This window comes from Acinetobacter sp. TAC-1, assembly GCF_029025845.1.
In the GTDB taxonomy this organism is placed as follows: domain Bacteria; phylum Pseudomonadota; class Gammaproteobacteria; order Pseudomonadales; family Moraxellaceae; genus Acinetobacter; species Acinetobacter guillouiae.
This window is the reverse complement of sequence record NZ_CP118892.1, coordinates 4,445,021-4,462,739: the sequence shown is the minus strand read 5'-3', so window position 1 is coordinate 4,462,739 and position 17,719 is coordinate 4,445,021. Positions and strand designations below refer to the sequence as shown.

19 protein-coding genes and 5 tRNA genes are annotated in these 17,719 nt (G+C 40.8%); all 24 read left to right on the top strand.

Annotation, left to right across the window (positions count from 1 at the left end):
* The first annotated feature begins 54 nt into the window (after window positions 1–54).
* The 24 genes from hemC to rplL all read left to right on the top strand — a co-directional run bounded on the left by hemC (window position 55) and on the right by rplL (window position 17,684).
* Window positions 55–978 (top strand): hydroxymethylbilane synthase, encoded by a 924-nt coding sequence (hemC, locus tag PYV58_RS20895; protein ID WP_034617638.1) that lies wholly within the window; start codon window positions 55–57, stop codon window positions 976–978.
* Window positions 979–991: 13 nt separating this feature from the next.
* Complete coding sequence (locus PYV58_RS20890) at window positions 992–1,774, top strand: uroporphyrinogen-III synthase (protein WP_034617641.1); 783 nt, start codon at window positions 992–994, stop codon at window positions 1,772–1,774.
* Window positions 1,771–2,601 carry a hypothetical protein gene (locus PYV58_RS20885; RefSeq protein WP_034617644.1) on the top strand — a complete coding sequence of 277 codons (831 nt, stop codon included), beginning with the start codon at window positions 1,771–1,773 and terminating at the stop codon, window positions 2,599–2,601. The genes PYV58_RS20890 and PYV58_RS20885 overlap by 4 nt, the downstream gene beginning before the upstream one ends.
* Before the next feature lie 4 nt (window positions 2,602–2,605).
* Window positions 2,606–3,799, top strand: a complete 1,194-nt coding sequence (locus PYV58_RS20880; protein ID WP_034617647.1) for a hypothetical protein — start codon at window positions 2,606–2,608, stop codon at window positions 3,797–3,799.
* 9 nt (window positions 3,800–3,808) lie between these two features.
* Window positions 3,809–4,246 carry an acyl-CoA thioesterase gene (locus tag PYV58_RS20875; RefSeq protein WP_034617650.1) on the top strand — a complete coding sequence of 146 codons (438 nt, stop codon included), beginning with the start codon at window positions 3,809–3,811 and terminating at the stop codon, window positions 4,244–4,246.
* 225 nt (window positions 4,247–4,471) lie between these two features.
* The gene (locus tag PYV58_RS20870) at window positions 4,472–4,798 is read left to right on the top strand and encodes an H-NS histone family protein (protein ID WP_004718506.1); all 327 of its coding nucleotides are present in this window, start codon (window positions 4,472–4,474) and stop codon (window positions 4,796–4,798) included.
* Between the two features lie 163 nt (window positions 4,799–4,961).
* On the top strand, window positions 4,962–5,705 hold the full coding sequence (gene gspN, locus PYV58_RS20865; RefSeq protein ID WP_004818496.1) for a type II secretion system protein N: 744 nt from the start codon (window positions 4,962–4,964) through the stop codon (window positions 5,703–5,705).
* Window positions 5,705–6,550, top strand: a complete 846-nt coding sequence (locus PYV58_RS20860) for a type II secretion system protein N (protein ID WP_004818497.1) — start codon at window positions 5,705–5,707, stop codon at window positions 6,548–6,550. Before gspN ends, PYV58_RS20860 begins: the two co-directional genes overlap by 1 nt.
* 41 nt (window positions 6,551–6,591) lie before the next feature.
* Window positions 6,592–8,841, top strand: coding sequence for a type II secretion system secretin GspD (gene gspD, locus PYV58_RS20855; protein ID WP_034617653.1), 2,250 nt, complete (start codon window positions 6,592–6,594; stop codon window positions 8,839–8,841).
* Window positions 8,842–9,025: 184 nt separating this feature from the next.
* The gene (locus tag PYV58_RS20850; protein ID WP_034617656.1) at window positions 9,026–9,748 is read left to right on the top strand and encodes an FHA domain-containing protein; all 723 of its coding nucleotides are present in this window, start codon (window positions 9,026–9,028) and stop codon (window positions 9,746–9,748) included.
* 94 nt (window positions 9,749–9,842) lie between these two features.
* Window positions 9,843–10,511, top strand: coding sequence for an HAD-IA family hydrolase (locus tag PYV58_RS20845; RefSeq protein ID WP_004718496.1), 669 nt, complete (start codon window positions 9,843–9,845; stop codon window positions 10,509–10,511).
* A gap of 130 nt (window positions 10,512–10,641) precedes the next feature.
* Window positions 10,642–12,135 carry an anthranilate synthase component I gene (gene trpE, locus PYV58_RS20840; protein WP_034617660.1) on the top strand — a complete coding sequence of 498 codons (1,494 nt, stop codon included), beginning with the start codon at window positions 10,642–10,644 and terminating at the stop codon, window positions 12,133–12,135.
* Between the two features lie 98 nt (window positions 12,136–12,233).
* Window positions 12,234–12,309 (top strand) — tRNA-Thr (locus tag PYV58_RS20835).
* Between the two features lie 53 nt (window positions 12,310–12,362).
* Window positions 12,363–12,446, top strand: a tRNA-Tyr gene (locus PYV58_RS20830).
* 32 nt (window positions 12,447–12,478) lie between these two features.
* Window positions 12,479–12,554: transfer RNA gene (locus PYV58_RS20825), tRNA-Gly, on the top strand.
* A gap of 11 nt (window positions 12,555–12,565) precedes the next feature.
* A tRNA-Thr gene (locus tag PYV58_RS20820) sits at window positions 12,566–12,640 on the top strand.
* 144 nt (window positions 12,641–12,784) lie between these two features.
* Entirely contained in the window at window positions 12,785–13,975 is a 1,191-nt protein-coding gene (gene tuf / locus PYV58_RS20815; RefSeq protein ID WP_004723653.1) for an elongation factor Tu, read from the top strand.
* A 50-nt stretch (window positions 13,976–14,025) separates the two neighbouring features.
* A tRNA-Trp gene (locus PYV58_RS20810) sits at window positions 14,026–14,101 on the top strand.
* Between the two features lie 74 nt (window positions 14,102–14,175).
* Window positions 14,176–14,616 (top strand): preprotein translocase subunit SecE, encoded by a 441-nt coding sequence (gene secE, locus PYV58_RS20805; protein ID WP_004718489.1) that lies wholly within the window; start codon window positions 14,176–14,178, stop codon window positions 14,614–14,616.
* A 7-nt stretch (window positions 14,617–14,623) separates the two neighbouring features.
* Window positions 14,624–15,157 carry a transcription termination/antitermination protein NusG gene (gene nusG, locus PYV58_RS20800; RefSeq protein WP_004718486.1) on the top strand — a complete coding sequence of 178 codons (534 nt, stop codon included), beginning with the start codon at window positions 14,624–14,626 and terminating at the stop codon, window positions 15,155–15,157.
* A 117-nt stretch (window positions 15,158–15,274) separates the two neighbouring features.
* Window positions 15,275–15,703 carry a 50S ribosomal protein L11 gene (gene rplK / locus PYV58_RS20795; protein ID WP_004718484.1) on the top strand — a complete coding sequence of 143 codons (429 nt, stop codon included), beginning with the start codon at window positions 15,275–15,277 and terminating at the stop codon, window positions 15,701–15,703.
* A 3-nt stretch (window positions 15,704–15,706) separates the two neighbouring features.
* The gene (gene rplA, locus PYV58_RS20790) at window positions 15,707–16,402 is read left to right on the top strand and encodes a 50S ribosomal protein L1 (RefSeq protein ID WP_004718482.1); all 696 of its coding nucleotides are present in this window, start codon (window positions 15,707–15,709) and stop codon (window positions 16,400–16,402) included.
* 361 nt (window positions 16,403–16,763) lie between these two features.
* A complete protein-coding gene (rplJ, locus tag PYV58_RS20785; protein ID WP_004718479.1) occupies window positions 16,764–17,270 on the top strand; it encodes a 50S ribosomal protein L10 in 507 nt (168 codons plus the stop codon).
* A gap of 48 nt (window positions 17,271–17,318) precedes the next feature.
* Window positions 17,319–17,684, top strand: coding sequence for a 50S ribosomal protein L7/L12 (gene rplL / locus PYV58_RS20780; RefSeq protein ID WP_004718477.1), 366 nt, complete (start codon window positions 17,319–17,321; stop codon window positions 17,682–17,684).
* Window positions 17,685–17,719: the final 35 nt, after the last annotated feature.

Genomic DNA, 17,719 nt, shown 5'->3' with positions numbered 1-17,719 from the left:
TTTACGATTGCAGAGTAAGTTTAGAGTGTTTAAAAGTTTGGCAAAGCTGAAATGATGAAAACCTTGAAAATAGCAACTCGCCAGAGCCCGCTCGCAATGTGGCAGGCTGAGCATATTCGTGATCGTTTAGAGCAATTACACGCGCATGTAAAAGTAGAATTGGTTACCTTTGTAACCCAAGGTGACAAAATTTTAGATACACCTTTGGCCAAAATTGGTGGTAAAGGCTTATTTGTCAAAGAATTAGAAGCTGCTTTAATGGATGGTCGTGCAGATCTAGCCGTTCATTCCATGAAAGATGTGCCGATGCAATTACCAGAAGGTTTGGAGCTTGCGGTCATTTGTGAACGTGAAGACCCTTTTGATGCTTTTGTTTCTAATCATTATGAAAAGTTTGATGATTTACCACAAGGCGCAACACTTGGCACATCGAGCTTACGCCGTAAATGTCAGATTTTAAAACAACGGCCTGATTTAAATGTGATTGATTTACGTGGCAATGTTGGAACACGCTTATCTAAGCTGGATGCAGGTCAATATGATGCCATCATCCTTGCCAGTGCAGGCTTAAAACGCTTAGAACTCTCAGATCGTATTCGTCATACGCTGCCAGCAGAAATTAGCTTACCTGCGGTAGGTCAAGGCGCATTGGGTTTAGAGTGCCGCTCAGCTGATCAAGAGATTTTGGATTTAATCATGCCTTTAATGCATGTTGAAACCAATGCCTGTGTCCGTGCTGAACGTGCTTTTAATGCTTATCTAGAAGGTGGCTGCCAAGTGCCTATCGCAGGTTTTGCCACATTGAAGGATCAAACATTGTCTTTGGAAGGGCGTGTAGGGAGTGCGGACGGCCAAACGCTATTATGTAGCCAAGTCAGTGGCACACCAGATCAAGCAGAGCAGTTAGGTGTGCAACTTGCACAAAAGCTACTTCAACAAGGTGCTGGAGAAATACTCAAAGCACTTTATCAAGCTTAGTTTTTAGGCTTCAATGCTATTTATTAATACGCGTCCCATCGATCGGGCTCAGCCGTTAACCCAATGTCTGCGCCAGTCAGGTTTTGACGTGGTTGATCTGCCATTATTGGCATTAACACCACGTCCATATAACAACACATTACAACAACTTTATTTACAGCTGTTATCGACTCAAATTATTGTTGTGGTCAGTCCTACAGCTGTGCAGATTGGTATGCAATATCTTCAGCAATCGGGTCTATCGCTTGCACAGATCCAGCATATTCAGTGGATTGCTGTAGGTAAAAAAACTGCGCAACGACTCTTAGATTATGGGGTAGAAAGCCATGTTCCTGCGGTGGAAACATCCGAAGGCATGCTAAGCTTAGCGCTGTTTAATCAGGTAAAAGAGCTCAAGAGAATTGCGTTTTGGCGTGGTGAAGGTGGGCGTCAATTTATGATGCAACAATGCCAAGCACGTCATATTGATGTTTTAAACTTTGTTTTATATGACCGCGCATTTCCTCAACAAACTCAGGCACAATTTTTAGATTTTGTGAGCAAAATTGAGCAATTTGAAAAGCCCTATTGGAGTTGTATCAGCAGTGAAGCCAGTTGGCACAATTGGCTGGCTTTGACCCGAGATCATCAAGAGATCGTGAGTGCTTGTCATTATTTAGTTTTGGGTGAGCGTTTGTATCAATTATTAAGACATGGTAAAAATGCAGCTCAGGCCTGTTTGAATAGCACTCAAATTTCAAATTTAGCGCCGGAAACCATTCTACAAACCATAGTGCAGTTGCAAAGGAAGTTATGAAGAAGTTTATTTATGTCTTATTGTTGATCGCTTTAGGATGGCTCATTAAGTTGAGTTATAACTTCTATCATGTTTCACAACAGCTCAATGATATTCAACAAACGCTGCATAAAAGTGAACAAAAGAATGCCAGTTTGAATGATCAATTGGTGGCAGTAAAACGACAAACAGATGAACCGACTCAAGAGGTGGCAAAGAAAACCGCTTCGATTCAAACGCCTATTGCTGGTATTCATCCCAGTGTAGTGGTTAAACAGCAACTAGAGTTGGTGCAATTTGCTATGCAACAACAACAGTTTGTGTATGCACTTGAGCATCTTACTCAGTTAAATCAATCTTTAGATCATTATGCGTTGGCAGATGCAGTAAAACAAAGCCTACATCAAACCATTGCGCAAGATATACAGAGTATTCAACACTTTGTGATTGAACGAAATGCCCAGCGAGATCAACTAGAGGCATTACTTAAACAAGTTGATCAAGCACTCATCACTGAATTGAAAAATAATCAACTAAAACCAGATCAAGATCAGTCGCAATACTTTTGGGAAAAATGGTTTCAAGTCGATATTGTTGAAACAAACACGCCAGCATTGGCAAACCGTAAATTTATTTTAAAAGAAGTCCAATTAAGATTATTACTGGCGCAACAATTATTAGTCAAAGGGCAAACTGCTGAATACCAAGAGATGCTGAATCAAATGATTCAACAATTGGATATATTACCCGATGCTGCTAGTCAAAAGATTAAGCAAAAAATATTAAAAATGAAGCAAACATCGCAGCCGCCGATTCCTAAGCTGAATAGCTTGGCTGTTTTGGGGTAGATCGATGAAACATATTTTTCTGATCTATGCCTTTATTAGCCTGATTATTCTGGCTGTACTGAGTGTATTGAGTTATACCGCAGGCTCGGGTTATGTCTATGTGCTCTGGCACAATATTCAAGTTCAAACCAATTTATGGTTCTTAACATTTGCTGGCGTTGGCATCAGTTTTTTGATGCATGTGGCATGGTATTTCCTCAATCGTTATATTCGCCGAGAAAAAAGAAAATTAGAACAAGTACTGAGTTTTAACACCTTGCACCCATTTGAACAGTTCGGTGTATTGTGGTTATTAGATGGTGAAGATGAACAAGAGCAGGTGATTCAAACGATTTTTGATCAATCTGGTTTATTAAAGCCGATTGTGCAATCCCGATTATTACTCAAACAACTGCATTATTCAGAAGCATTAAAGGCTTTAGAACACAGCTCTCCATCCGCTTTTGAATTGGCGGAAATCTTACGTATCGAAATTTATTTGGCACAACAAGACAGTCAGCAAGCCCTCACCCATTTAGAGTTTTTAAATGGACATGAGCTTTCGCCGTGGCTGAATCAACTTTCAGAAAGTTATAAATTGTCTGTACAAAAATTATGGGGACAATTTGCCCTGCAATATCCGTGGCAATATTTACACTCAACTCAATTTGGACAATTAGAAACTGCGACTAAACAGCAGTGGTTAATACAGCTTTTGGGTTGTTATGACCAAGCAAGTTTTGAAGATACTGAACTATTACAGCAAAAATTTTTAGAGATAGAACCGCAACTCGATCAAATGCCTTATGAGACAAAAGTGCTTTGGCTAAAAATTATTACCCGTTTACCTGAACTTGCTCAGCAACAGCAGCAGCTGGTGATTCAAATACTTAATGAAAAATTTGACCAAGATGTGTTCCACTTATGGTTCCAGCAACAGTTGCTTAGACAGAATCCAGATTATGAGTATTTAGAGCAACAGATTATAAATCTTGAATCTAAATATATGAACATTCCTGTTTTTTGCTTTGCTAAATGGCATATATATATTGCAACACAGCGGGAATATGAAGCAGATCAACTTCTGTCATTATATCCAAATGATATTCTAATGAATTATTTAAGAATCAAGTCCACTTTAAATGGAAATGATGAATTAATTCAACAATTGAATTCAATTTTTGAAAAAGATAGCAATTATATTCAATTTAAAATTTGAGAACCCAGCATGAATCCATTGACACAATTCCCGATCGTTTATGAGCAAAAGGTTGCATGGGGCGATATGGACGCTTTTGGTCATGTAAATAATGTGATGTATTATCGTTATATTGAGAGTGCACGTATTGAATATTTTGATCGTTTAAATGTATTTGACCAAGATGTTTTAACTGTGGTTGCCTCAAGTCAATGCAAATATTTAAAACCTGTATTTTATCCTGATGTGCTACATATTGGTGCGCGGGTAGAAGAAATGAGAAATAGTGCTATACGCATGCATTATGTATTATTCAGTCAGCAACAACAGCAGATTGTGGCGGACGGAGAAGCAGTTATTGTTTTTGTCGATAAAGTAGCGATGAAAAAAGCATTAATTCCTCAACAGTTGCGAAAAATTATAATTGATTTAGAAGCTACAGTGCATAATGATTTGAAAAATACATAAAAATGTCTCAGTTATCATCATTATATTTAAAACATAAGACAGCATATTCTTTTGCATTCGCTTTATTTTGATGTTAAAAATAAGCGCTTTGAGGTAATTATAATAATCTTTTTGTTGTTTTATGTGTTTATTGGGGAATATATGTATTGCTTATTGGAATAAATGAAAATACTATTGCTATGAAGTTATTTTAAATAAGTATTAAGAAATTTACGTGGAGAGTTAATGATGCCTGATATTAGTAATTTATCGGTTGAAGAGTTAAGAAAGTTAACAGCTGAAGCAGAAGCTTTAATTGAAAGTAAAAAAGACCAAGCAGTTGAAGATGCCTATAATAAAATTATTGAAATTGCGCAATCTGCTGGTTTAACTTTAGAACAGTTTATTGAATACGGCGCGCAAAAGCGTAAAAAGACAACGCGTAAAGCTGTTGAGCCGCGTTACCGCAATAAAAAAGATACTTCTGAAACTTGGACTGGACGCGGTAAACAACCACGTTGGTTGGTTGCAGAAATCGAAAAAGGTGCAAAATTAGAAGATTTCTTGATCTAATCTTCATCTAAGTGTCATTCAAAGACCTTAAAATCAAAGAACCAAGCAAATCTGCTTGGTTTTTTTATACGAGTGAATTGGCGTTATGCAAAAATTATGCATAATGTATAAACAAGAGGGCATCATCTTGCATGGAAGAATAAATGAATGATGGTAAAGATGAATGAATAAAAAATCAAAACAGATCACGTGGTGGATTACTGGAGTTGTCGCTTTTTTAATTTTTGTACTTTTGCAAGTCCCTGCAACATGGCTGATTTCTAAATTTTATAAGAACAATCAAACCTTACAAAATGTCAGTGGAAATATTTGGCAAGGGCAAGCAGATTGGCGCAAGGGTAATTTACGTGGTTCCGTTTCGTGGAGAACACGCCCGTGGGATCTGATTTTATTACGTGTGGGCGCAAATGTTGAAGTGCATAGTGGGCAAACTCAGCTCAATGGGGTTGTCGGCTATGGTCTTGGTAAAAAAATAATTATTAATCAGATGCAAGGTCAGATTGCACCAGAAACTTTAAAGAATATTGCAAATTGGCAGTGGCCAGCGAATGCAATTCAAATTTCAGATATGACCCTACGTTTTAAAAAAGACACTGGATTTAGTGATGTAGATGGTCAATTGCATTGGGGTGGTGGTGAGCTTCGTTATACTTTTGGACAGCGTCAAGATCAAATGAATATCCCGTCTTTAAATGCACAACTTAAAGATGAAGCGGGTAAACTGATTTTGGATATACAAGATCAACGTAGCCAGAAGATGGCCAATATCAGCATAGATCCAACCATGATGTTAGATGTGCAATTAACCCAACGCATGTTACTCAATGTGCCTTCCTATGATGGAAAGGCTGGTTTAGATACTTTTGTGATTAGTTCTAGACAACCACTCATTCAAGGTGGTTTCTAATGAATATAAAAGAACGCTTTGAAAATATTTCTTGGAAAAAAACAGAGCACCTTGCACCTGTTGTTTTATTTCTTTTAATTTTAGCATTGTGCTGGAAACTGGCTTCGATTTTTTGGTGGGTGGTTGCACCGCCACAAGTCATGCAACCAGAGCAAGTGAGTCTAGGTTCACAACAAATCCAAGTGCCCAATATTTCAAGCTTTTCATTGTTTGAGGAAGTGGGTTCTAGTGCGACTGCAGATGACAGTATTCCGATGGTCTTGCAAGGTGTAGTCGTGAGTTATCCTGCGCGTTTCTCTTCAGCGGTGATTAAAGTCAAAGAAACAGCAGATCGTTATGCGGTGGGTGATCCAATTGAGGGTACCAGTTATCAGTTATCCGAAGTATATTGGGATCATATTGTTTTAAGTCAAAATGGAAATAACAGTAAAGAGTTACGTTTTACCGGGCTGGATAGTTTGTATCAGCCTATGCCAGGGCAATCTACAGATCAAAATACCAGCCCGCCAGCAAGTAATCCTGTGCCATCGCCACAACAAAATTCAAGCCAAAATGCTTTAGGGCAGGCGATTGAGAAGATGAATGAAAATCGGGACGAATACCTAAAGAACATGGGGGTTAACGCAAGTGGCGGTCAAGGCTATGAAGTGACAGATCAGACCCCCGCAGCGCTCCGAAATAAACTGGGATTAAGATCTGGAGATCGTATTCTTTCACTCAATGGACAATCAGTAGGTCAAGGACAGAGTGATGTTCAGCTGCTAGAACAAGCAAAGCGTGATGGCAAAGTAAAAATTGAAATTAAGCGTGGTGATCAGGTGATGACCATTCAGCAAAGTTTGTAAGTGGCTAGGACTACAAATAAAATTAGGATAGATAATAAGTTATGGCTTTTTTGAATCACAATCGACCACTTTGGGCTTTAGTTGCAGCGGCACCAATGATGGTTGCGGTCAGTACAGCAGCACATGCACAGACGTGGAAAATTAACTTACGCGATGCTGATCTCACGGCTTTTATCAACGAAGTTGCAGATATTACGGGCAAAAATTTTGCGGTCGATCCCCGTGTACGTGGCAATGTCACGGTTATTTCAAATAAACCTCTAAATAAAAATGAAGTTTATGACCTATTTTTAGGGGTGCTGAATGTCAATGGTGTGGTGGCTATTCCATCGGGGAATACCATTCGCTTGGTACCAGACAGTAATGTAAAAAACTCGGGTGTACCTTATGACCCACGCAATAATGCACGTGGTGATCAGGTTGTAACACGGGTGATCTGGTTGGAAAATACCAACCCCAATGATTTGATCCCAGCATTACGTCCGTTAATGCCACAATTTGCGCATTTGGCGGCCATACAAGGCACCAATGCGTTAATTGTGTCTGATCGTGCAGCGAATATTTATCAACTTGAAACCATTATTCGCAACTTGGATGGTACTGGGCAAAATGATATTGAAGCTGTTCCTTTACAACAGAGTCAAGCTGAAGAGATCATTAAGCAATTGGATGCCATGAGTTCGACAGGCGCATCGAAAGACTTTGCTGGGGCACGGGTTCGTATTATTGCTGATGCACGGACCAACCGTATTTTGATTAAAGGGGATACAGGTACGCGTAAACGTATCCGCAATATGATTGAAATGTTGGATGTACCTTCTGCGGATCGTTTAGGTGGTCTTAAAGTCTTTAAATTAAAATATGCCAGTGCAAAGAATTTATCTGAAATTTTACAAGGTTTGGTTACTGGTCAGGCAGTCAATTCTAGTTCAAATAATTCTTCTAATAGTAGTTCTAACAACAGCAATAGCAACAGTTTTAACAATAATAACAATTCATCATCGAATACCGGCTCAAGCACTGGAAGCAGTATTTCAACACCAGCAATTAATTTAAACAGCAACTCAAATAACAATAATCAAAATAATATCACCAGTTTTAATGCCAATGGTGTGAGCATTATTGCAGATGGTGCTCAAAATGCGTTGGTGGTTAAAGCTGAACCACAACTGATGCGCGAAATAGAAGCGGCGATCCAACAGCTCGATGTCCGTCGTCAACAAGTATTGATTGAAGCGACGATTATTGAGGTTGAGGGTAATGATACTGATCAACTCGGTGTGCAATGGGCAATGGGTGATCTAAGTAGTGGTGTGGGTGTTGTCAATTTTTCAAATGTGGGTACAAGTTTATCTAAATTGGCAGCAGGCTATCTGTCAGGTGGGGCGGCTGGTTTAGGTAGCGCTGTTGGTGCAGGTACATCTCTGATTTTAGGGGATTATAGAGAAGGTGCTGATGGTTCTCGTAAATTATATGGTGCAGTGATTCAGGCTTTAAAAGCCAACACCAAGTCAAATTTATTATCTACGCCATCGATTGTCACAATGGATAATGAAGAAGCGTATATTGTGGTTGGGCAAAACGTTCCATTTGTTACAGGCTCAGTCAGTACCGGGACAGGGGGTACTGTCAATCCATATACCTCAATTGAACGTAAGGATGTGGGGGTGACCTTAAAGGTAATTCCGCATATTGGTGAGGGTGGTTCGATTCGTTTAGAGGTAGAACAAGAAGTCTCTGCAGTTGCTGAAAATAAAGGACAGGCAACAGATTTGGTCACCAGTAAACGCTCGATCAAGACCTCTGTGCTTGCAGATCATGGGCAAACCGTGGTGTTAGGTGGATTGATTTCAGATGATACTGCCCATACACGCCAATCTATACCCTTCTTGGGGGATATTCCGGGCTTAGGCCGTTTATTTAGAGCGGAAGGCAAATCGAATGCTAAACGTAACTTATTGGTGTTTATCCACCCAACGATAATTGGTGATAACGCTGATATACGCCGTGTATCTCAACAACGTTATGATCAGCTGTATAGTCTGCAATTGGCGATGGATAAAGATGGTAATTTTGCAAAACTCCCAGCCAATGTGGATGATGTTTTTCAGCAACGACTACCGATTAGCTCCACACCAAGTTCGCAGCCTAAGTTGGTACAACCGCAACCGACAGCACAACCATCAAGTCAGTATCAAAAAGTGCCTACAGGTGCCAAGACAAGTGCAGTACAAGGCAATGTAGTGACTACACCCGTTGCAGAGGAACCAAATGATATCCGTAAGCAGTAGCATTGTGGGCTTCGCGTAACAAGTGCTTCTAATCGCATGCTTTATTTGATATTTAAAATAGCTTGTTAAAGTATTGTGGTGTGTCCTGTTGTGGCGTGGACAACATAAAGCTTAGTTTTGCGCTGATTTAGCACTGTAGAAATGTCATGCTAAGATAGACTTGAATTAGAATGGGAAGATAATCATGACTTGGAAATTACAAGCAATTACAGGTGAGTTAGAAGGGCAGGAAGTCACGATTGACCGTGATATGCTGGTTGGACGCCATCAAGATGCAGACCTGTTATTACAAGCTGCGGAAATTTCACGTCGCCATGCTGCATTCTTATTAAAAGAAGATGCACTTTGGGTTCAAGATCTAAAGTCATCCAATGGTACCTTTGTGAATGATATCCGTATCGATCAAGATAAACTGTTGATGGATGGTGATATTGTTCAATTTGCCAGTGTTAAATTTAATGTACTTGCACCGGTAAAACCTGTTGTTTTGCAAACTGAACAGGCAGCGCCTGAGGTCGAAGTTCAACCGGTTGTAGTTCCAGTAGAAACGCCAGTTCAACAACCTGCTGAGGCTGTGGCGACTGCTGAAATTAAACCAGCTGCCCCAGTAGAACGTACAGTGGCAGATCAGATGAATGAACAGGGCATGCCTGAGCTTTCAGAACGAGATAGCAGTGTGCAAATCAACCGTGAAGGTATGCCGTCTGATATAGCAATCCCTAAACCTGCGCCAATTCCAGAAGGTGTGGATATTCATGCGGCTACACAGCCAAAAGTAGAGCAGGCCAAAGCACCTGAGATTGTTGCAGAAGAACATGTCGAAACCCAGAAAAATGCAAAGTTAGGTTTGGCAACTCTGGTGATTTTGATCATTTTGGCAATTATTGCATGGCTATTGTTTAAATAATTTGCGAATGCGCTACACTCAAGGCATGCAATCGCATGCCTTTGTTTTTTGTATTTTGGTTTTTAAAAATTAAAACTCGATTTAGGTGTAAATCATGAATGTGGCAAAGCTAGACCAACGCGAACTGATTTTATTTGATTTGGATGGGACCTTGGTTGATTCAGCATTTGATTTATATCGTGCCATGAACTTAAGTCTAGCGCGTTTGAACTTACCCCAAGTCACTGAACAACAGGTTCGGGTTTGGATTGGTAAAGGCACCTCATTATTTTGTGAAAGTACATTGAAGTATTTAAAGGGTGAGGTGGATCCTGTACTGCATCAACAGCTTTTGGATACATTCTTGGAAATTTACAATGCAGAGCCTTGTGTTGATACCAAACCATTCTCTGGAATTTTAGAATTTTTAGAATGGGGAATTGAAAACAATAAGAAATTGATTTGTGTGACCAATAAACCAGAACAGCCTGCACGAAAAATTCTAGAAGAATTGCAAATGGATCACTATTTTGTCGATGTAATAGGTGGTGATCGTTTTGAAGTGCGCAAACCTCATCCAAAACCATTGTTATATTGTGTTGAAACTTATCAGTCATCAACGGACAAAACCTTGATGATTGGCGATTCAAGTAATGATGTCGAGGCTGCACGCCGTGCAGAGGTTGATTGTATTGTGGTCAGCTATGGTTATAATCACGGTGAAGATATTCAACTCTGTCAGCCACAACAAGTGGTGGATGATTTAACAGAGCTTTTGGCTTAACACCTGTATATTTAAATTGTTGCGAAAAAAGGGAAGAGGAATGAATAGCAAACGCACTTTTCGATGGCGTCACTAAGTGAAATGCAGAGACATCCATACTTAGTATTATCGAAAATAGAGAGAATTCCTGATGACAACCTTAGCGCAATTTGAACAACTAAAATCAGCGGGTTATAACCTTATCCCTGTATACCGCCAACGCTTAGCCGATACAGATACGCCATTGTCTGTATTTGCACGGTTAAAACAGCATCAACAAGCTTATCTTTTTGAATCTGTCGAAGGTGGTGAAAACTGGGCAAGATATTCAATTATTGGACTGGGTGAATCAATCGTGTTTTCCTGTAATGCAGGACAGCTCACGATAAAATCGGTAGATGGCTCGATAGATACCCAGCCATGTACAGATCCCTTTCAATATATCCGTGATTTTCAAGCGCAGTTTAAAGTACCCACCCAGCAAGATTTACCCGCGCTGCCTAATTTTACTGGCGGCTTGGTGGGCTACTTTGGTTATGACGCAGTACGTTATATTGAGCCACGGTTAAAGAATGTGCCTGAGGCGGATCCCGTTGGACTACCAGACTTATGGATGATGTTGTCTAAAACCGTCATTGTATTTGATAACTTAAAAGATACTTTGTTTTTAATCGTGCATGCAGATGTTAATGATACAGAGGCTTATGCCAAGGCTCAGCAACAGCTGGATGAGATTGAGGCATTATTGGCTATGCCAATCAGCTTGGTTGCTAAAAAACATACCGCTCCGCATTTTGAGTCACTGACTGGGCATGACAAATTCCTTGAGTCAATTGAGAAAGTTAAAGAATATATCCGTGCTGGTGATGTGATGCAGGTTGTTCCTGGGCATCGTATGGTGTCGGATTTTGATGGTGAGCCTTTACAGGTTTATCGCGCATTACGACATCTCAATCCATCACCGTATTTATTTTTGGTGCAAGGCCAGACCCTTTTAGATCAAAAGCCGTTCCATATCGTAGGTTCTTCACCGGAAATTCTTTCTCGACTCGAAAATGGAATCGCGACTGTACGTCCGCTTGCTGGTACACGCCCACGAGGAAAAACCAAAGAAGAAGATTTGGCGCTTGAAAAAGATTTGCTTTCTGATGAAAAAGAGATTGCGGAACATTTAATGCTGATTGATTTAGGCCGTAATGATGTGGGGCGTGTCTCGAAAATCGGTAAAGTGCAAGTGACTGATCAAATGGTGATCGAACGTTATTCACATGTCATGCATATTGTTTCCAATGTACAAGGTGAAGTGTTGGATGATGTCGATGCTTTGGATGTTTTTAAGGCAACTTTTCCAGCAGGGACGCTTTCAGGTGCCCCAAAGATTCGTGCAATGGAAATTATTGACGAAGTTGAGCCGGTAAAACGTGGAATTTTTGGCGGCGCAGTGGGTTATTTGGGCTGGCATGGCGAAATGGACATGTCGATTGCGATCAGAACCTGTGTTATTCGTGAAAATAAGGTCTATGTACAGGCTGGTGCAGGGTTGGTTGTCGACTCAAATCCTGAATCAGAGTGGAATGAAACCCAAATAAAAGCTCGCGCAGTGATCAAAGCGGTTGAATTATCGTCAAACGGATTGATTTTATGAGTTTTTGAGGTTTTTTTTGCAAAAAACACTTGCAAGGATTCTGAGTTTTGCTAAACTGCACACCGTTCCGATACGAAACGTACGAAACACTAAGAAACGCCGGCATAGCTCAGTTGGTAGAGCAACTGACTTGTAATCAGTAGGTCCACAGTTCGAATCCGTGTGCCGGCACCATCTTAAGGTTTTGTGTTATAATGTTGAAGAACGACACTGAAAGTAAGTGTAAAGGTGAGATTCCCGAGCGGTCAAAGGGAGCAGACTGTAACTCTGCCACGAAAGTTTCGAAGGTTCGAATCCTTCTCTCACCACCATTACTTCGATAAGTGGTAATTACCAACATTAAGCGGGAGTAGCTCAGTTGGTAGAGCGGTAGCCTTCCAAGCTACATGTCGCGAGTTCGACCCTCGTCTCCCGCTCCATCGAAGATGATGCTCTTATAGCTCAGTGGTAGAGCACTCCCTTGGTAAGGGAGAGGTCTCGAGTTCAAATCTCGATAAGAGCTCCAGATACAATTTGGTAGATTATTCTACACCAGTTTCTCAAAAGCAGGCTTATTAGTCTGCTTTTCAAGTATTAGGTGTCTAGTTTTTTAGACGATTGTCGATGCTGAGTTGTTTAACTCGTGTTCGACATAAACGAGGAAGAGCAAATGGCTAAGGCTAAGTTTGAACGTAATAAGCCACACGTAAACGTGGGTACAATTGGTCACGTCGACCATGGTAAAACAACTTTAACTGCTGCAATTGCAACAATTTGTGCAAAAACTTACGGCGGTGAAGCTAAAGACTACGCAGCAATCGATTCTGCACCAGAAGAAAAAGCACGTGGTATTACAATTAATACTTCACACGTAGAATACGATTCTCCAATTCGTCACTACGCTCACGTAGACTGCCCAGGTCACGCCGATTATGTTAAAAATATGATCACTGGTGCTGCTCAGATGGACGGTGCGATCCTTGTATGTGCTGCGACTGATGGTCCAATGCCACAAACTCGTGAACACATCCTTCTTTCTCGCCAAGTAGGTGTACCTTATATTCTTGTATTCCTTAACAAGTGTGACCTTGTTGATGATGAAGAATTACTTGAATTGGTAGAAATGGAAGTTCGTGAACTTCTTTCTACTTATGACTTCCCTGGTGATGACACACCTATCATCCGTGGTTCAGCACTTGCTGCACTTAATGGTGATGCTGGTCAATATGGCGAATCAGCTGTACTTTCACTTGTTGAAGCGCTTGATTCTTATATTCCAGAACCAGAACGTGCTATCGATAAAGCATTCTTGATGCCAATCGAAGATGTATTCTCTATTTCTGGTCGTGGTACAGTGGTAACAGGTCGTGTAGAATCTGGTATCGTTAAAGTCGGCGAAGAAGTTGAAATCGTTGGTATCAAAGATACAGTTAAAACAACTGTAACTGGCGTAGAAATGTTCCGTAAACTTCTTGACGAAGGTCGTGCGGGCGAGAACTGTGGTGTTCTTTTACGTGGTACTAAGCGTGAAGATGTACAACGTGGTCAAGTACTTGCTAAACCAGGTACAATCAAGCCGCACACTAAATTCGACGCAGAAGTATATGTACTTTCTAAAGAAGAAGGTGGTCGTCATACTCCGTTCCTTAACGGTTACCGTCCACAGTTCTACTTCCGTACAACTGACGTAACTGGCGCAATCCAATTACAAGACGGCGTTGAAATGGTTATGCCAGGTGACAACGTTGAAATGTCAGTAGAACTAATTCACCCAATCGCAATGGACCCAGGTCTACGTTTTGCGATCCGTGAAGGTGGTCGTACAGTTGGTGCTGGTGTAGTTGCTAAAGTAACTGCATAACCGCTAATATGTTTGTTCTAACCGAGAGTTTAGGCTCTCGGTTTGTTTATAGGTCAGTAGTTCAATTGGTAGAGCGTCGGTCTCCAAAACCGAATGTTGGGGGTTCGAGTCCCTCCTGACCTGCCATTTTTTAAATAAAAAACTTGATGTCGGCTAAACTGGTCATATAATAAGTCGCGAAACCTACGACGAGTACAAAAATGTCGAATGATAAATCACGTGACGCAATGGGCGGCGCGGCAATTCCTCAAAGCAACAATTCTGCTGAAATGGTGAAGACAAGTTCTCCATTTGATTTTATTTTGTGGATCATAGCATTGGCTTTATTTGGCGGTGCGTTGATGACAAATCAATATCTTCCAGCGTATTGGGCACCTGCAAATAGTGTCTGGGTGCGTATTGGGGTAATTTTAGCTTGTATCATCGTAGCTTTAGGTTTATTATACGCCACCCATCAAGGCAAAGGCTTTGTTCGTTTGCTTAAAGACTCTCGTATCGAATTGCGTCGAGTTACATGGCCTACGAAACATGAAACAGTAACCACTTCATGGCAAGTTCTCCTCGTTGTTGTAGTTGCCGCAATTATTTTGTGGTGTTTTGACTATATCATCGGTTGGTTTATGAAGTTTATTATCGGGTAAGAGAGCTATGAAACGTTGGTACATTATTCATGCCTATTCAGGTTATGAAAAACAAGTGATGCGTTCACTTAATGATCGAATCCAGCGTAGCGCTGTTGCTGATAGTTTTGGTGAAGTCCTTGTTCCTACCGAAGAAGTGGTAGAGATGAAGGATGGTAAGAAACGTAAATCAGAGCGTAAATTCTTTCCTGGCTATGTGTTAGTCGAAATGGAAATGAATGATGAAACTTGGCACATTGTTAAAGAATGTCCAAAAGTATTAGGTTTCATCGGTGGTACAGCTGAAAAGCCAGCACCAATTACGCAAAAAGAAGCTGATGCGATTCTTGCACGTGTACACAATAAAGGTGAAGCACCTCGTCCTAAGACGATGTTTGAGCCGGGTGAAGAATTACTTGTTACTGACGGTCCATTCACAGACTTTAAAGGTGTGGTGGAAGAAGTTCAGTACGAAAAATCACGTTTAACGTTGACGATTAATGTATTTAATCGACCAACTCAAGTTGAATTGGAATTTCGCCAAGTCGAAAAAACAATTTAATTTGCACTGTTTGAAAGCGCCCGATTTGTTATGGATCGGGCATTGTTGTTGTAACGGTATCGTTACTTGAAATGTTGGGGAGCTCTAAAAGGCGTTTGTACCCAGAGGTAATTTGAAATGGCTAAGAAGATTGACGGCTATATCAAGCTGCAAGTTCCAGCTGGTAAAGCGAATCCATCTCCACCGATTGGTCCTGCACTAGGTCAACGTGGTGTTAACATCATGGCATTCTGTAAAGAATTCAATGCTGCTACACAAAAAGTTGAACAAGGTCTTCCAATTCCTGTAGTGATCACTGTGTACAACGATAAGTCGTTCACATTCATCATGAAAACTCCACCTGCTGCGATTCTTCTTAAGAAAGCTGCTGGTATCCAAAAGGGTTCTGCTGTACCAAACAAAACTAAAGTTGGTAAGTTGACTCGCGCTCAGTTAGAAGAAATTGCGACTACTAAAGAACCAGATTTAACTGGTGCTGATTTAGACGCACGTGTACGTACCATTGCTGGTTCTGCGCGTTCTATGGGCTTGGAAGTGGAGCTATAAGACATGGCAAAGTTAACTAAACGTCAAAAAGCCATTGCTGCAGCTATTGAAGCAAACAAAGTTTACACTTTGGAAGAAGCAGTACAAGTTCTTAGCAGCCTACCTGCTGCAAAATTCAAAGAATCTTTGGATGTTGCGGTAAACCTAGGTGTTGATCCTCGTAAATCTGACCAAGTTGTTCGTGGCGCGACTACACTTCCTGCAGGTACTGGTAAAACTGTACGTGTTGCTGTGTTTGCTCAAGGCGCTGCTGCTGAAGCTGCTAAAGCTGAAGGCGCGGACATCGTTGGTTTTGATGATCTTGCTGAAAGCATTCAAGCGGGTAACTTAGACTTCGACGTTGTGATTGCTGCTCCAGATGCAATGCGTGTTGTTGGTAAGTTAGGTACGATCCTTGGTCCACGTGGCTTAATGCCAAACCCTAAAGTGGGTACTGTAACTCCTGACGTAGCAACTGCAGTTAAAAATGCAAAAGCTGGTCAAGCACGTTACCGTGTAGACAAAGCGGGTATCATCCACGCTGCGATCGGTCAAGTAGGTTTCACTGCTGAAGCTGTTCGTTCAAACGTTGAAGCGCTTATCGCTGACCTTAAGAAAGCAAAACCTGCGACTTCTAAAGGTATCTACATCCAAAAGATCACTTTGAGCTCAACTATGGGTCCTGGTCTTGTTGTTGATGTACAAAACGTTTCTAAATAATTATTTTTCAATAATTATATTGCGATAAAAGAATTTTAAAGTCCTGAGTAAAATTTGAAGTGTTACTTCAAATTTTACGCAAGAAAGAGCGGTGACTTCTATTGAGGTTAAGCTTTTCTTCTTGTGGATTGATAAAGCATTGCTTTGTTGATCATCAGGCGGACTTTGAATTGATAGATGTAAATTTATCAGCGTCAAAGACCTCAGGCGAGGGGAATCTTCGGATTCGCTTCTTAAAATACCAGTCTGAGTAGACGCGGTGGTGTGATTGATTCCTCCTCCGCGTGTAAGTCAAGAGATTGATTTACGAATTGGGAGTGCAGTCCGTGGATTGCATAAATCACCGTTAGGAGGTTTTACAATGGCTCTTCTTATCGAAGACAAAAAACAGATCGTTGCGGAAGTAAATGAAGTTGCTTCTACCGCGTTTGCTGCTGTTGTTGCTGACTACCAAGGTTTAACAGTTGAACAATTGACTACACTTCGTGTTGAAGCTCGTAAGTTAGGTGTTAAGACACGTATCGTGCGTAACACTTTGGCTAAACGTGCTTTCGAAGGTACTCAATTTGATATCTTAGACGAAAACCTTGTTGGTCCAACTATTCTAGCTTTTTCAACTTCTGAAGATGACATGGGCGCAGCTGCTCGCTTGTTTGAAGAATTTGCTAAAACTAACAAAGCATTTGAACTTAAAGCTGCTGCATTTGACGGCAAACTTTATCAAGGTGCTGACGTTAGCGTTATCGCGAATCTTCCGAACCAAGAAAAAGCACTTACTATGCTTGCCAATGTTCTTCAAGCTCCTATTTCGAAATTGGGTCGCCTTATTACAGCACTCAAAGAGAAAAACGAGTCAGAAGCTGCATAAGCTTAATAAATTTCACACACCATTCAATATCCATTTGGAGTTATTCTCATGGCTTTAACTAACGAAGAAATCTTAAACGCAGTTGCTGAAAAAACTGTTCTTGAACTTGTTGAACTTATCTCTGCTTTCGAAGAGAAATTCAACGTATCAGCTGCTGCTGTAGCTGTAGCTGCAGGTCCTGCTGCTGCTGTTGCTGAAGAGCAATCAGAATTCAATGTTGAATTGACTTCTTTCGGTGCTAACAAAGTTGCTGTAATTAAAGCAGTACGTGAAGTTACTGGTCTTGGCTTGAAAGAAGCTAAAGACTTAGTAGAAGGCGCTCCTTCAAATCTTAAAGAAGGCGTTTCTAAAGAAGAAGCTGAAGAACTTAAGAAAAAACTTGAAGAAACTGGTGCTACAGTTACTGTTAAGTAATTTCGCTAGGGGTCGAATTTTAATTTGACCCCAAA